Source organism: Streptomyces sp. NBC_01775, assembly GCF_035917675.1.
Taxonomy (GTDB): Bacteria; Actinomycetota; Actinomycetes; order Streptomycetales; family Streptomycetaceae; genus Streptomyces.
In genome coordinates this window covers 8,405,359-8,420,226 of sequence record NZ_CP109104.1, presented here as the reverse complement: position 1 = coordinate 8,420,226, position 14,868 = coordinate 8,405,359, and the positions used below count along the sequence as shown (strand labels likewise).

The window sequence follows — 14,868 nt, the reverse complement described above, 5'->3', positions numbered from 1 at the left end:
AGGAGAAACGACTCATGCGCGCAACCCTCATGTACGAAGCCGGCGACGTCCGGGTCGAGGACGTCCCCGACCCGGTCATCAAGGAGCCCACCGACGCCCTGGTCCGCATCACCGCGTCCTGTATCTGCGGCAGCGACCTGTGGCCCTATGGCTCGATGCCGGCGGCCGACGGCCCGGTGCGGATGGGCCACGAGTTCATCGGCATCGTCCAGGACACCGGCTCCGAGGTGAGCACCGTCAAGCGGGGTGACCTGGTCGTCGCGCCGTTCGCCATCTCCGACAACACCTGCGTCTTCTGCCGCGAGGGCCTGCACACCTCCTGCGCGAACCCGCACGCCGGGTTCTGGGACGGCATGCCGGAAGAAGGCGGTCAGGCCGAAGCCACCCGCGTCCCGCTCGCCGACGGCACCCTGGTCAAGCTGCCCGTCGCCGCCGACTCCGCCCTCATGCCGTCCCTGCTGACCCTCTCGGACGTCTTCGGCACCGGCCACCACGCCGCCGTCGCGGGCGGGGTCAACCAGCGCACCAGCGTCACCGTCATCGGGGACGGCGCCGTCGGCCTGCTGGGAGTGCTGTCAGCCAGGCTCCTGGGCGCCGAACAGATCATCCTCATGGGCCGCCACCAGGCGCGCACCGACCTGGGCCGGGATTTCGGCGCCACCGACGTCGTCTCCGCCCGGGGCGAGGAAGGCATCGAGGCCGTCCGCGACCTGACCGGCGGGCACGGCACCCATGTGGTCCTCGAATGCGTCGGCGCGATGCCCGCCTACGAGCAGGCCGTCGGCATCGTCCGCCCCGGCGGCGTGATCAGCCGGGTCGGCGTCCCGCAGTACGAGCAGGCACCGATCGGCTTCGACAGCCTCTTCGGCCGCAACATCCGCCTGGCCGGCGGACCGGCCCCCACCCGCGCCTACATCGAGGAACTGATGCCTGCCATCCTCGACGGCGCCATCGACCCGGGCCGGGTCTTCGACGCCACCACCGGCCTCGGCGGCGTCCCGGCCGGTTACCAAAACATGGCCGACCGCAAGACCCTCAAGGTCCTCGTCAAGTCCTGACCCGACGCCCCGGGGAGACGGGAGCGGCAGTCACGCCGCTCCTCCCCACCCACCGGGCCGCTGCGGTCTCTGCGCGGTTGCGCCCGGCCTCCTGCGGCGACACCGGTCCCGCCCTGCTGCTGTGCCGCCTGAAAGCGGCTGATCCGTCCGTGAAGCGAAGGCATCCGTATGTCCACTGAACCGGAAGCACCAGCCCCCACCCCCGCCGACGGCCCGTCCTCCGGGCCCACCCGGCGTACGTTCATCGCCACCACCTCCGCGGTCGGCGGCGGCGTCGTCATCGCCGGCGGCGCGGTCGGAGGCGGTTTTCTGGCCGCCTCCGACGAGGCGGACGCCGCCCCGGCCGCGCCCGCGAGCCGTGTCGCCCTGACGGTCAACGGCACCCGTCACACCGTGACGGTCGACAACCGCACCTCGCTGCTGGACCTGCTGCGCGAGCACCTTGATCTGACCGGGGCGAAGAAGGGCTGCGACGCCGGGGCCTGCGGGGCGTGCACGGTGCTCGTCGACGGGCACCGGCAGAACGCCTGCCTGACCCTCGCGGTCCGGCTGGAGGGCGCAAAGGTCACCACGATCGAGGGCCTGGCCGACGGCGACCGCCTCCACCCCTTGCAGCAGGCGTTCATCGACGAGGACGCCTTCCAGTGCGGCTACTGCACCCCCGGCCAGATCGTCTCCGGCGTCGGCTGCATCAAGGAAGGCCACACCCACTCGCCGGAGGAGATCCGGGAGTGGATGAGCGGCAACATCTGCCGCTGCGGCTGCTACGTCAAGATCGTGCGCGCGGTTGAGCAGGCCGCGGGCCGGAAGTGAGGGCCCAGCATCATGTATCCCTTTGACTACACCCGTATCTCCGACACGAAAGAGGCCCTCACCGCGGGCCGTCGTGGTGGCCGCTACGTCGCCGGGGGCACCACCCTGGTCGACCTGATGCGCGAGACCGTCGAGCGGCCCAAGACCGTGGTCGACATCAGCGGCCTGCCGCTGGACGAGGTCACCGCCACCGAACGCGGCGGCCTGCGCGTCGGCGCCCTGGTGACCATGTCCGCAGCGGCCACCCACCCCAAGGTCCGCGCCCTGTTCCCCGTGGTGTCCCAGTCGCTGGAGCTGAGCGCGTCGGCGCAGCTACGGAACATGGCCACCATCGGTGGGAACATCATGCAGCGCACCCGCTGCACCTACTTCCGCGACGTGACCGCCAACTGCAACAAGCGCGAGCCCGGCTCCGGCTGCGCCGCCCGGGAGGGCTTCAACCGCTCCCATGCCATCCTCGGCACCTCGGATGCCTGCGTGGCGACCCACCCTTCCGACGTCGCGGTGGCGTTCGCCGCCCTGGAAGCCCAGGTCCATGTGCTGGGCGCCGACGGGCAGCGGCAGATCCCGTTCGCCGACTTCCTCCTCAGGCCCGGCTCGACCCCGAACAGGGAGCAGGCGCTGCGCACGGGTGAACTGATCACCGCGGTGGAGATCCCGGCCCTGCCCCGCCCGCTCGCGTCCGGGTATCTGAAGGTCCGTGACCGGCAATCCTACGAGTTCGCCCTGACCTCGGCCGCCGTCGCCCTGCACATCCGCGGCGGAGTGATCCGCGAGGCCAGGGTCGCGGCCGGCGGCGTGGGCACCGTCCCGTGGAAGCTGCCCGCCGTCGAGCAGCACCTCGTCGGCGAACGTCCCTCCCCATCCCTGTGGGCCGCTGCGGTCGCGAAGGCGGCGGACGGGGCCCGCCCGCTGCGGCACAACCGGTTCAAGACCGACCTGTTGAAGCGGACCGTCGAACGCCAGCTGCGCATCGTAGGAGGTACGAAGTGAGCCCCCAGCCGCAGGCAGCCGTCGGCGCCCCGCTCTCCCGCGTGGAGGGCCGGCTCAAGGTCACCGGCAAGGCCCCCTACGCCGCCGAGCACGACATCAAGGGCGTCATCCACGCGGTCGTCGTCGACGCGAGCATCGGCCGTGGCCGCATCACCTCCATCGACACCGATGACGCCCTGGCCCAGCCGGGCGTGTTGAAGGTGATCCACCACGGCAACGCGCCGAAACTCCCCTACAAGGACAACCCCGCCTCGAACAACCCGCCGGTCGGCCGCAGGCTGCGGGTCTTCCAGGACGACAAGGTCCTCTTCCACGGCCAACCCGTCGCCGTCGTCATCGCCACCACCCTGGAGGCCGCGCAGCACGGCGCGAGCCTGGTCAAGGTCGCCTACGACGCCCAGCAGCCGTCCACCGACCTGGCGAAGGCGAAGGCGGACAAGCCGACGAAGTACGCGCGTGGTGACGCGGCGGCGGCGCTGCGCTCGGCGCCCGTGCGGATCGATGCGACCTATCAGACGGCGCGCAACCACCACAACACGATGGAGCCGCACGCCACCATCGCCCGCTGGAGCGGCAACAAGCTGACCGTGTGGGACAAGACCCAGTGGGTGGTCGGCACGCAGACCGAACTTTCCACCGTCTTCGACGTGCCGGCCGACTCCGTGCGGGTGATCTCGCCGTACGTCGGCGGCGCGTTCGGCAGCGGACTGCGCTGCTGGCCGCACACCGTCGTCGCCGCGTTGGCCGCCCGGGAAACGCGCCGCCCGGTCAAACTCGTCCTGAAGCGCAGGCAGCAGTACTTCAACACCGGCTTCCGCCCCTCGTACGAGTACCGGTTGAAGCTGGGCAGCAATCGGCAGGGCCGCCTGACGGCGATGGCCCACGAGATGGACGCCGAGACGTCCTCGTACGAGACGTTCACCGAGTCGATCCTCTTCCCCGGGCAGATGCTCTACAGCACCCCGAACGTCAGCCAGGCGTACCGGACGGTGCCGCTGGATGTGAACACCCCGCTCTACATGCGCGGCCCCGGCTTCGCCACCGCCTCGTTCGTCATCGAGTCGGCCATGGACGAACTCGCCGCCAGGCTCGGCATCGACCCGATCGAGCTGCGCCGCCGCAACGAACCGTCCGAGGACGAGTCGAAGAACCTGCCGTTCTCCACCCGGCGGCTGCGTGAGTGCTGCACCACCGGCGCCCGCGCGTTCGGCTGGGACCAGCGCCGAGCCAAGCCGCGCTCGCGCCGCGAGGGTGACTGGCTGATCGGTATGGGCATGGCCGCCGGCGTCTACGACACCGCCCGCATGCCCGCCCAGGCCCGCATCCGGCTGAATGCTGACGGCACCGCCGTGGTCGACGCCGCCGCCAGCGACATGGGACCAGGCACCTACACCTCCCAAACCCAGGTCGCCGCCGACGCCCTCGGCCTGACCATGCGCACCGTCACCTTCCGGCTCGGAGACTCCCTGTTCCCGCCGACCCCGCCGCACGGCGGGTCGATGACCATGGCGAGCGTCGGCTCCGCCGTCCTCGACGGCTGCAACCAGGTCCGCCGCCAGGCCATCAAGCTGGCAGTCGAAGACCGCGAATCACCGCTGTATGGCGTGGATGCCGAGGACGTCGTCGTACGGGGCGGCCGGCTGCACACCAAGAACAACCCGGCGCGGGGCGAGACGTACAAGAGCCTGCTGTCCCGCAACAAGCGCTCCCACCTGGAAGCAGCGGGCTCCTACGCCGGACCTGCGGCAAAGGAGCGGCACTCCTTCTACGCCTACAACGCCACCTTCGCCGAAGTCGCCGTCGACGCGACCCTCGGGCTGGTACGCGTGCGGCGCATGCTCGGTGTGTACGACGCGGGCCGCGTCATCAGCCCCAAACTCGCAGAAAGCCAGGCGATCGGCGGCATCACCGGCGGCATCGGCACCGCCCTGCTGGAGCACACCGTCACCGACCACCGCGACGGACGCATCGTCAACGCCAATCTCGCTGACTACCTCGTGCCCGTCAACGCCGACGTCCCCGACATCCAGGCCATCTACCTGGACGGCGAAGACCGCGAAGCCGACCCGCTGGGCGTCAAGGGACTCGGCGAAGTCGTCCACGTCGGCGTCACGCCCGCCATCGCCAACGCCGTCTTCAACGCCACCGGCCGCCGCGTACGCCAACTCCCCATCACCGCCGAAGCACTCCTGTGACCCGTGCCCCTTCTCGGTGCACGCCAAGACGTCCGGCAGGCACCAGTCACACGCCACCTGCCGGACTCCGGGCCGCCCGCCCCCGACGGACGGCGGCGGCCCCACCAACCCTTGACCGACCGACCACCAGGACCCGCACTGGGAGGGCTCATGCTGAACATCGCGGACACACTGCACCGCTGGTGCGCCGAGCAACGCCCCTTCGCGCTGGCCACCATCGTCGGTGTCACGGGCAGCGCCCCGCTGCCCGTGGGCACCTCGGTCGCGGTCGACGCGGACGGCACGGCCGTCGGCAGCATCTCCGGCGGATGCGTCGAAGGCTCTGTGTACGAGCTGTGCCGGCAGGTCCTCGAAGACCGCGCAGCTCCGCAGCGTGCCTGGTTCGGATACTCCGACGTGGACGCCTTCGCCGTCGGCCTGACCTGCGGCGGGGAACTCGACGTCCACGTGCAGCGCATCGACCCGGCCACGCAGCCGCACCTGGCCACCGCCCTTGCCGAGGTGGCGAACGGCGGGGCCGCCGCCGTGGCACAGGTCGTGGACGGACCCGCGCACTTCTTCGGCGGTCTCCTGGCCTTGGACGGTGAAGGCCACCTGTCCGGCACCGACCTGGACACGGACACAAGCCGCGCCGTGACCGGGCACGCCCAGGCGCTGCTGCGGGCCGGGCGTACGGCGCTCAGCCATCTTGGCGGTGACGCCGCCACCTGCCCCGAGCAGCTGACCGTCCTGGTGCACGTGGCGGCCACCCGGCCGCGCCTGCTCATCTTCGGCGCCGTCGATTTCGCCGCCGCCCTCGCCCAGGCCGGCCGCTTCCTCGGATTCCGGGTCACCGTCTGCGATGCCCGGCCCGTGTTCGCCACGGCCGTCCGCTTCCCGCACGCGGACGAGGTGGTCGTCGACTGGCCCCATCGCTACCTGGCGCAGACCGCCGTCAACGCCCGCACCGCCATCTGCGTCCTCACCCACGACGCCAAGTTCGACATCCCCCTGTTGCGCCTGGCCCTCACCCTGCCCGTCGGCTACGTCGGCGCCATGGGCTCGCGCCGCACCCATCGCGAGCGCCTGCGCCTCCTGGATGAGGCCAGGGTCACAGCAGGGCAGCTGGCCGCGCTGCACTCCCCGATCGGTCTCGACCTCGGTGCGCGGACGCCCGAGGAGACGGCCGTGTCCATCACCGCGGAGATCATCGCCCGCGCCAACGGTGCCAGCGGCCTGCCCCTGTCCCAGCGCACCGGCCCCATCCATCGAACGGCACCGCGCCAAGACATCAACCGCCCCACCCGTCAGGACGCGGCGAGCCGCGCCGCCGGCGGCCGTTCCGCATCGCAGTTGCCCATCCTCCCCTCCCGGGCCGGCGACACCGCCCGAGTCACAGTCCCCGCAGCCGGAGCGGACTGCGTGCCGCACAGCGCCACCCGTGCCCCGCCACAAAGCCAGGACGTGTCATCACCACGGCAGCAATAGGTCGCGCGCGATAACGCCCCGTTCATCCAGCAGCTCGCTGCTCCGCACAGGACCAGCCCTGCTAGTGCCGTGACCGGCAATGTTTGCCCGTCAAGGAGCGTCGTCCGGTACGTGCGATCGCAAGGCCGGAAGCCCTTGATCGGGGTCTGCCCTGCTCTGGGGGCACCTCCCGGCCGAAGGCCCGGGGGAGAAGTCGAGAGCTTGGGGAAGGAGCCACCAGGGCTTTTCGCCAACGCCGCTGGGGGCGCCCCCTGCTCGGAGAGCTTGGGGGAGTGCGTGCCGGGCGGCGCGACGGGGCAAAGCTTGCCGGGAGGGGCACCAGTGCCCCGAAAACACCGGATCCGAAAGAAGGACTCATCATGACGACGATCGCCCTGATCGGCGCGGCCCCGGACTCGGCCAGGCCACCGCCCGCCGCTTCGGCCGCCTAGGCTTCTCCGTCGCGCTCATCTCCCGCACCCAGGCCAACGTCGACGACCTCGCCGCCGAGGGCACCACGGCCCGGGGCTACGCCGCGAACGCCCGCGACCCGCAGGCGCTGCTCGCCGCCCTCGACGCCGCGGTCGCCGAGCTCGGTCCGATCGAGGTGCTCCAGTACACCCGGTGCCCGCCAAGGAGTTCATGAAGCCGGTGCTGGAGACCCTCGCAGACGACCTCATCCATCCCGTCGAGCAGTCGGTGTACGGGCCGGTCACCGCGGTCCAGCACGTCCTGCCCGGCCTGCGTGCACTGGGCCCACGTCCATACACACCGCACGACCTGCGGCAAAAATGGCCCACCGTGACCCTGACGAACGGTGTCGCCATCCACGAGGTCTCCCGCCGGCCGGGACACCGCTGTCAAGGTCACGGCCGACCAGTACGGCCACCCGGCGCAGGATGGCCATCAGCGCTGTCGTCAGGCCGTGGACGACACATACGCCGACTACACGGGTCCCCGGCTCAGCGCAGCCCGTGCTTCTTCAGGACGCGGCGCTGAGCCGGCGCCGGCTCGGCCGGGAAGTATAGATAACACACCCCGCCCGTACCGCTCTTGACCTTGCCGTCCGCGTCCTTCCGCTTCGTCCGCAGCCAAATGTTCTCGAACTGACGCCGCTTGTAGACGTGGCGTACCGACGGGTTGTCGGGCGAGTTGGGGTCGTTGGCGATGACGTCGCCGCTCTTGGTGAAGCCGATGACGGTCATCAGGTGGCCCGCCGTGCCGTATCCGGCGCCGTCGAGTTCGGACTCGATGAAGGACTGTGAGGTGATCAGCGGGATGCCGGCGGCGATGAACTCCTCGGCCTCGCTGAGGCTGTTCAGCCGGGTGACGACCGCCTGCATGTCCTTGTAGGTGCTGGCGTATGCGGTGTTGAACGGCCAGTTGCCGCAGCCCTCGTACTGGTAGTCGAAGGTGTAGCGGGCCGCGTGGCACACCTGGGGGTCGGCGTAGTCGGGGTTGACCCAGGCCAGGTCCTCGGCGCTGGGCTTGCGGCCCCAGAACTCAATGATCATCTGCGAGGAGGTGGGGCTGCACCATGCCTCTCCCCCGTTGTCGTACTCGGGGTACTGCCCCTTGTGGATCTCCTGCGAATAGCGCGGCACCTTCAGCTCGACGGCCCGGCCCAGGCCCGGCTTGGAGGCGGGTACCTCGAAGCGGTCCGGCAGGTCGGAGCACATCGCCGAGACCCGCCACACCTTCGGGGTGGCCTTGGTGCCCGGGGCGCGGTACAGCGTCAGCCGCAGCTGGTAGGAGGCCAGCCGCAGCCCGCCGGTCAGGTCGTCGATGGTGAAGGTGTCGGTGTAGACGCTGCTGTTGCCGTCGCTCTGGTTGTCGACCGAGGTGCGGCGCGGCACGTCGTCGCCGTCCTTCGCCGTCCAGATGCCCATGGTGTACCAGGGCGTCTCCTTGCCGTCCGAGTAGGTGCCCCGCAGCTCGGTCCTGATCCAGGTCCCGGCCGGGGTGTGGGCGTTCCAGGAGGCGATGACCTCTCCGGCCGCCACAGAGGGCTTGTGGCGGGGCGAGGTCCAGGTGGCGTACTCCCAGCTGGCCTTCCGGCCGGTGTGCGGGTCGGCGTACTCGACACTGCCCGCGGGCGTGGCGAGCACGATGCCGGGGCGCGAGCCCGCCTCGGCGCTGGTGCCACGGGTCTCGCCGGAGGCCCAGTCCCGGTGGGTGGTCCACGAGTGGAGATCCACGAGCGACGCCTTTCCCGGCCGGCCCGGGCTGCCGGGCCGGCCGTGTCCGGCCGAGCCCGTGAGACCACCCGACCGGGTGTCGGCTGCCAGTGCTGCGGGTGCCGCGACGGCCGAGGCTGCCGCCGCGACGGCGGCTGCCAGGACGGTACGGCGGTTGGCGGATCTGCTGGTCATACGGGATGCCCCCAGTCGATGGGTCGGTGCGGTGAGCTGTCCTTCGGTTCCTGGTGGTGCTGGTTCCTGCTGGATTCCGTACCCGCTGGGCGCCGGCGTCGCGTGCCTCGCGGTGCGGGTCCGGCGCGAGGCGGCCCGCGGAAAGCCAACTATCTCCGCTCTCCGGGGCGCGTGCCAGGGCTTCGGCCGCTCGGCATGCCGTCTTCATTGGCCTGGGCCAGTGGCGCGGGGCCATGCGCGCGGCCACCGGCCGCGGCCATCGCGCGGGATCGCGCGGGACCGCGGGGGTGGTCCGCTGCGGAGACCGCCATGACCTGCGACGTACGCTGTGGAGATGCCCGATTCCGTCCCCCTCGAAGCGCTCGCGGTGCGGCTGCCCGCGCTCCCCGCCTCCTGTGGCCCGGTGCGGCTGATCGCCGTCGACGGGCACGCGGGGTCGGGCAAGACGACGATGGCCGCCCGGCTCTCCGGCCTCCTGGGCGGGGCTCCGGTGCTGCACCTGGACGACCTGGCCTGCCATGAGGCGCTCTTCGGCTGGACGGAGCGGCTCGCCTCGCAGGTCCTCGCGCCGTGGGAGCGGGGCCGGAGCGCGCGCTACGAGGTGTACGACTGGGTGGCGCGCGCCTACACCACCGAGGCCGTCCTGCCGCCGTCCCCTGTGGTGCTTCTGGAGGGAGTGGGCGCGGGCCGGGCAGCGGTGCGCCCTTTTCTGTCCTGTCTGCTGTGGATGGACATGTCACCGGAGGCAGCATGGGGGCGCGGCCGGGAGCGGGACGGGTCCGGGCAGCGGGACTTCTGGGCGCACTGGATCCCCATGGAGCGCGCACATTTTGCGACCGACCCATCCCGACCGTTCGCGCGATTTCTGGTAAAGGAGACATCTGAGGGATTCGAGGTGCGCGAGGGGCCTGGGAGGCGCGCAGACCCACCCTTGAATATCACCCTCCGTGTACCACAGGGCCGTTGAGTACGATCCCGGGGCCGCTGCGCTCCGGAGCGGCTTGACCCATGTGCCCGGAACCGATTACGTTTCCAACAAGCGGTCTACGCAGGCCGCCTGTAGACACGAAGCCCCCGGTTGTTCCCCCGTGACCGGGGGCTTCGTTCTGTCCTGGAGCGGCTAAACGGAAGCCCCCAAACGCGTTTCACTCACTCTTCGTACTGGTCTCCGCGAGGGTCTTCCCCGGGCCCTCTCGTCCGGAAGCTTCCTCTTCACGGCGAAGCAGCCGGGTACTCCACTCTTCGACGGCGCGCGGCACGCGGGTACGATGCGAAACAGCGTGGGAACCCCGGGTGATAACCGGCAGATGACGGGGGACGTTTCGTGGGGGACGTGATGAATTTCGGCACGCAGGACCCCCAGGGCCTGCACGCACCGGCCGAACTCGCCTGGCTGCGCGGGGTGGACGCGTACACCGTCGGCGGCTATGCCCAGGCGGAAGAGGAGTTCCGCACCGCGGTGCGGCTCGATCCGGGGATGGCGGACGGCTGGCTCGGCCTGCACGCCCTGCGCGCCGACACCGCCACAGCGCTGCTGCGGATGTACCACCACAGGGACCGCTTCGGCGAGCAGCGCACCCGCCACGGACGCACCCTCAACTCCTGGTACTGGCTGGGGTGGTGGGTCCAGCCCGTGCTGGAGTACGAGCGTGACCTGCTGCTGGCGCACGCCTCGCACTGGCTGGACGGCCGCCATGTGGCCGAACTCGACCGGGCGTTGGCCAGCTGCCCGCCGGTGGACACCGACCCGCAGGTGCGCTTCCTGCACGCCTGTCGCGCGTATCTGGCCAAGGACTGGGAGCGGCTGGTCGCGCACACCGAGCCGCTGGTCGACGACCCGCTGCTGGGCATCGAGGCGGGGCTGTTCGCCGGGATGGCACGGGTGCGCCTGGAGATGTACGGGCAGGCGGAGCCGCTGCTGGCCGCCGCGCTGATGCGCTGCCGCAGCGAGCAGCCGCAGCGCAAGGAGCTGCGCTACTGGCTCGCGCGTGCCCGCGAGGGCACCGGCCGCAGTGCCGCGGCCTTGCCGCTCTACCGCGCGGTGCACCGGATCGATCCCACGTTCATGGACACGGCGGCGCGGCTGACGACGATCGCCGAGAGCGACGGGCTGGGCGGGGCGGCCGACGACCTGGCGGCTGCCATCCTCTCGGGCGGGCTCGGCGGCCAGGGCGGCGACAACGCGGCACAGGAGCTGTTCGAGCGCGGTCCGGACACTCCGGCCGACCCGGCGGAGCCCGCCGACCCCGCCGACCCCGTGGACGGGGCCCAGAACGCGGAGGCGGGGCCGTTCACCGCCGGCGCCCTGGAAGCGGGGCCGTTCGGTTCCGGTCCCGAGGGGGAGCCGGAAGCGGGCGGGCTGCGGGACGCGTCCGAGTCGGCCGACCCCGAGGTGGACCCGGAGGCCGACGGGCTGCGGCTGGAGGACTCGGGCGATCCGGCCGAGCCCGTCCGTGTGGACACCGGTGTGGTGCGGGAGCGGGCGGTGCTGGGCTCCCTGCGTGGCGCCGACGGGAGGCTGCCCGCCGGGCCCTCGGACCCGGTGCTGCTGGCTCAGGCGCTGGACGAGCTGGAGCGGATGGTGGGCCTGGAGCCGGTCAAGCGGCAGGTGCGGGCGCTGTCGGCCCAGCTGCACATGGCGCGGCTGCGCGCGGGTCAGGGCCTTCCGGTGCAGCCGCCGAAACGGCACTTCGTCTTCTCGGGGCCCTCGGGCACGGGCAAGACGACGGTGGCGCGGATCCTGGGCCGGGCCTTCTACGCGCTGGGGCTGCTGGGCGGCGATCATCTGGTGGAGGCCCAAAGAGCCGATCTGGTGGGCGAGTTCCTGGGCCAGACAGCGGTCAAGGCCAACGAGCTGATCGACTCCGCGCTGGGCGGCGTGCTGTTCGTGGACGAGGCGTATTCACTGTCCAACTCGGGCTACACCAAGGGCGACGCCTACGGCGACGAGGCCCTTCAGGTGCTCTTGAAGCGCGCCGAGGACAACCGCGACCAGCTCGTGGTGATCCTGGCGGGCTACCCCGAGGGCATGGACCGGCTGCTGGCGGCCAACCCCGGCCTCTCCTCCCGGTTCACGACCCGGGTCGATTTCCCGAGCTACCGTCCGCTGGAGCTGACGGCGATCGGCGAGGTGCTGGCGGCCGACAACGGCGATGTGTGGGACGAGGAGTCGCTGGAGGAGCTGCGCAGCATCAGCGGCCACGTCGTCGACCAGGGCTGGATCGACGAGCTGGGCAACGGCCGCTTCCTGCGCACCCTGTACGAGAAGAGCTGCGCCTACCGTGACCTGCGGCTCTCCGGATACGCGGGCACGCCGTCCCGGGACGACCTGGCGACGCTGCGGCTGCCCGACCTCATGCAGGCGTACGGCGAGGTGCTGTCCGGGCGCGGTCCTGACGGTCCCCGTCCGGGTCAGCCGCCTCCGGGCTGAGGACGGGAGCGAGTGGAGCGGGTGAGGGGCCCCGGCGGCCTTCCGCGCCGAGGCTCCGTGCCGCGGGCAGCGCGTGGGTGGTGTGCGCGGGGTCGTGCACCTCTCCGACGAGCATCTCCAGCACGTCCTCCAGCGCCGCCAGCCCCAGCACCCGGCCGGCGGAGTCCGCCACGGCCGCCAGGTGGGAGGCGCTGGCCCGCATGGCGCCGAGCGCGTCGTTCAGCGGCAGCCCGCCGTGCAGCGTCGCCATGGGCCGCCACAGGTGCTGGGGCACGGCCCGGTCGCCGTCCTCCAGGTCGAGCACGTCCTTGACGTGGAGATAGCCCATGAAGCGGCCGTCGGCCGCGCGTACCGGAAACCGCGAGTATCCGGTGCGCACCGTCAGCTCCTCGACCTGGTGGGGGGTGACGGCCGCGTCGACCGTCACCAGGTCCTTGCGGCCCAGCAGGACATCGGTCAGCGGGCGGGAGCCCAGCTCCAGGGCGTCGGCGAGGCGCTCCTGCTCGGCGTGGCCCAGCAGTCCGGCCTGGTGGGAGTCGTCGACCAGCCGGTTGAGCTGTTCGCTGGTGAAGACGGCCTCGACCTCGTCCTTGGGCTCGACGTGGAAGACGCGCAGGATCAGGTTGGCGCAGGAGCCCAGCGCCATGGTGACCGGACGGGTCAGCCGGGCGAAGGCGACCAGCGCCGGGGAGAGCCACAGCGCGGTGCGCTCGGGCGCTGCCATGGCGAGGTTCTTGGGCACCATCTCGCCGACGACGAGGTGGAAGAAGACGACGACAGCCAGCGCGATCACATAGCCGAGCGGGTGGATGAGCGCCTCGGGCAGGTGAACGGCGAGGAAGCACGGCTCCAGCAGATGGGCGAGCGTCGGCTCGGCCACGGCGCCCAGCGTCAGGGAGCAGACGGTGATGCCGAACTGGGCCGCCGCCATCATCTGCGGCAGCGATTCCAGGCCGCGCAGGACCTGACGGGCGGCGCGGCGGGCGCGTCCCGATCCCTCGGCTGCCAGCGGTTCGATCTGGCTGCGGCGTACGGAGACAAGGGCGAACTCGGCGCCCACGAAGAAGCCGTTGCCGAGCACCAGCAGCCCGGCGAACAGGAGCTGGAGGAGACTCATCGTGCCGCGGCCTCCGCCTGTGTCCGTGTCCCGGCGACGATGCGGACGCGCTCGGCGCGGTGGTGGGCGACGTGCCGCACCCGCAACTGCCACTCCCGCGTGGCCCCTTCGGCGGTGGCGTCGGGGGCCCGCAGACACGCGGTGTCGCCGGGAACGGGGATGCGCCCGAGCAGATCGGCCACCAGTCCTGCCACGGTCTCGTAGGGGCCCTCGGGCACCTGGAGGCCGAGGGTGCGCAAGGCGCCCACCCGGCAGCCTCCGTCGGCCTCCCACGCGGGGCGGCCCTCGGGGTCGGGCGGCGCGGGGGCCAGCGCGGGCAGTTCGTCGTAGAGCTGCCCGTCGTGCTCGTCCCTGACCTCGCCGACGATCTCCTCGACGATGTCCTCCAGGGTGACCACCCCTGCCGTGCCGCCGTACTCGTCGACGACGACGGCGATGGGCTGCTCGCTGCGCAGCCGCTCCAGCAGGGGCTGGACGGGGAGGGTCTGGGGCACCAGCAGCGGCCGGACGGCGATACGGGCCGCAGGGGTGTGCAGCCGGCGGTGTCCGGGAACGGCGAGGGCGTCCTTGAGGTGCACCATCCCGGTCACCTCGTCCAGCGTGTCCTGGTAGACGGGGAAGCGGGAGAATCCGGTGGCGCGGGTGAGGTTGAGGACGTCCTCGGCCGTGGCGAGCGCCTGGAGCGCGCTGACCCGTACGCGGGGCGTCATCACGTGCTGCGCCGTCAGGCCGCCCAGGGCGAGGGTGCGCACGAAAAGGTCGGCGGTGTCCTGTTCGAGGGCTCCGGCGCGGGCCGAGTGGCGGGCGAGGGAGACGAGTTCGCCGGGGGTGCGGGCCGAGGCCAGCTCCTCGGCCGGCTGGACGCCGAAGAGGCGGACGATCCGGTTGGCCGCCGCGTTCAGCAGCGTGATGACGGGCCGGAAGAGGCGGGAGAAGAGGTGCTGGGGACGGGCCACGAAGCGGGCCACCGCCAGCGGCCGGGAGACCGCCCAGTTCTTGGGGACCAGCTCGCCGATGACCATCTGGGCGGCCGAGGCGATGAGCATGCCGATGACGACGGAGACGCCCCCGACCCCGCCGGGCGGCAATCCGGCGGCCGTCAGCGGGCCGTCCAGGAGCCGGGCGAGCGCCGGTTCCGCGAGCATGCCGGTGACCAGGGAGGTGAGGGTGATGCCGAGCTGGGTTCCGGAGAGCTGGAAGGACAGCTCGCGCAGGGCGCGAACGACGGCGCGGGCGTGCCGGTCGCCCTGGGCCGCAGCCCGTTCGGCCTCGGGCTTCTCCACGGTGACGAGGCCGAACTCCGCCGCCACGAAGAAGCCGTTGGCGAGGATGAGCAAGAAGGCGACGGCCAGCAACGCGAGCGGGAGGGTCATGCCGCGGCCCTCCGGGAGCGGGACGCGGCGCACGTACTACAGGACGATCCGTCCATCGCTGAGGGTGGTCA

At 71.6% G+C, this 14,868-nt stretch carries 10 protein-coding genes and 1 pseudogene; 8 read left to right on the top strand and 3 right to left on the bottom strand.

What is annotated here, in order from left to right:
- Positions 1–14 precede the first annotated feature (14 nt).
- The 6 genes and pseudogenes from OHB04_RS37195 to OHB04_RS37170 form a co-directional block, all read left to right on the top strand.
- Complete coding sequence (locus OHB04_RS37195; protein WP_326809174.1) at positions 15–1,058, top strand: zinc-binding dehydrogenase; 1,044 nt, start codon at positions 15–17, stop codon at positions 1,056–1,058.
- A gap of 168 nt (positions 1,059–1,226) precedes the next feature.
- Complete coding sequence (locus OHB04_RS37190; protein ID WP_326809173.1) at positions 1,227–1,871, top strand: (2Fe-2S)-binding protein; 645 nt, start codon at positions 1,227–1,229, stop codon at positions 1,869–1,871.
- A gap of 12 nt (positions 1,872–1,883) precedes the next feature.
- Positions 1,884–2,864: an FAD binding domain-containing protein gene (locus OHB04_RS37185; RefSeq protein WP_326809172.1), complete on the top strand. Its 981-nt coding sequence runs from the start codon at positions 1,884–1,886 to the stop codon at positions 2,862–2,864.
- Positions 2,861–5,059, top strand: coding sequence for a xanthine dehydrogenase family protein molybdopterin-binding subunit (locus OHB04_RS37180; RefSeq protein WP_326809171.1), 2,199 nt, complete (start codon positions 2,861–2,863; stop codon positions 5,057–5,059). Before OHB04_RS37185 ends, OHB04_RS37180 begins: the two co-directional genes overlap by 4 nt.
- Before the next feature lie 150 nt (positions 5,060–5,209).
- Positions 5,210–6,526, top strand: coding sequence for an XdhC family protein (locus OHB04_RS37175; protein WP_326809170.1), 1,317 nt, complete (start codon positions 5,210–5,212; stop codon positions 6,524–6,526).
- A 359-nt stretch (positions 6,527–6,885) separates the two neighbouring features.
- Positions 6,886–7,261 (top strand): annotated as a pseudogene (locus OHB04_RS37170) (SDR family NAD(P)-dependent oxidoreductase); the annotation flags it as partial.
- 206 nt (positions 7,262–7,467) lie between these two features.
- Here OHB04_RS37170 and OHB04_RS37165 read toward each other — a convergent pair.
- Positions 7,468–8,877 carry a peptidase C39 family protein gene (locus OHB04_RS37165; RefSeq protein ID WP_326809169.1) on the bottom strand — a complete coding sequence of 470 codons (1,410 nt, stop codon included), beginning with the start codon at positions 8,875–8,877 and terminating at the stop codon, positions 7,468–7,470.
- Between the two features lie 334 nt (positions 8,878–9,211).
- Between OHB04_RS37165 and OHB04_RS37160 the strand changes: the two genes are divergently transcribed.
- Complete coding sequence (locus OHB04_RS37160; RefSeq protein ID WP_326692035.1) at positions 9,212–9,844, top strand: uridine kinase family protein; 633 nt, start codon at positions 9,212–9,214, stop codon at positions 9,842–9,844.
- Between the two features lie 369 nt (positions 9,845–10,213).
- On the top strand, positions 10,214–12,307 hold the full coding sequence (locus tag OHB04_RS37155; protein WP_326809168.1) for an AAA family ATPase: 2,094 nt from the start codon (positions 10,214–10,216) through the stop codon (positions 12,305–12,307).
- Here OHB04_RS37155 and OHB04_RS37150 read toward each other — a convergent pair.
- Both OHB04_RS37150 and OHB04_RS37145 read right to left on the bottom strand, forming a co-directional pair.
- Entirely contained in the window at positions 12,231–13,424 is a 1,194-nt protein-coding gene (locus OHB04_RS37150) for a hemolysin family protein (protein ID WP_326692033.1), read from the bottom strand. The two genes, OHB04_RS37155 and OHB04_RS37150, sit on opposite strands and share 77 nt — an antisense overlap.
- Entirely contained in the window at positions 13,421–14,797 is a 1,377-nt protein-coding gene (locus OHB04_RS37145) for a hemolysin family protein (protein ID WP_326809167.1), read from the bottom strand. Before OHB04_RS37145 ends, OHB04_RS37150 begins: the two co-directional genes overlap by 4 nt.
- Between the last annotated feature and the right edge of the window lie 71 nt (positions 14,798–14,868).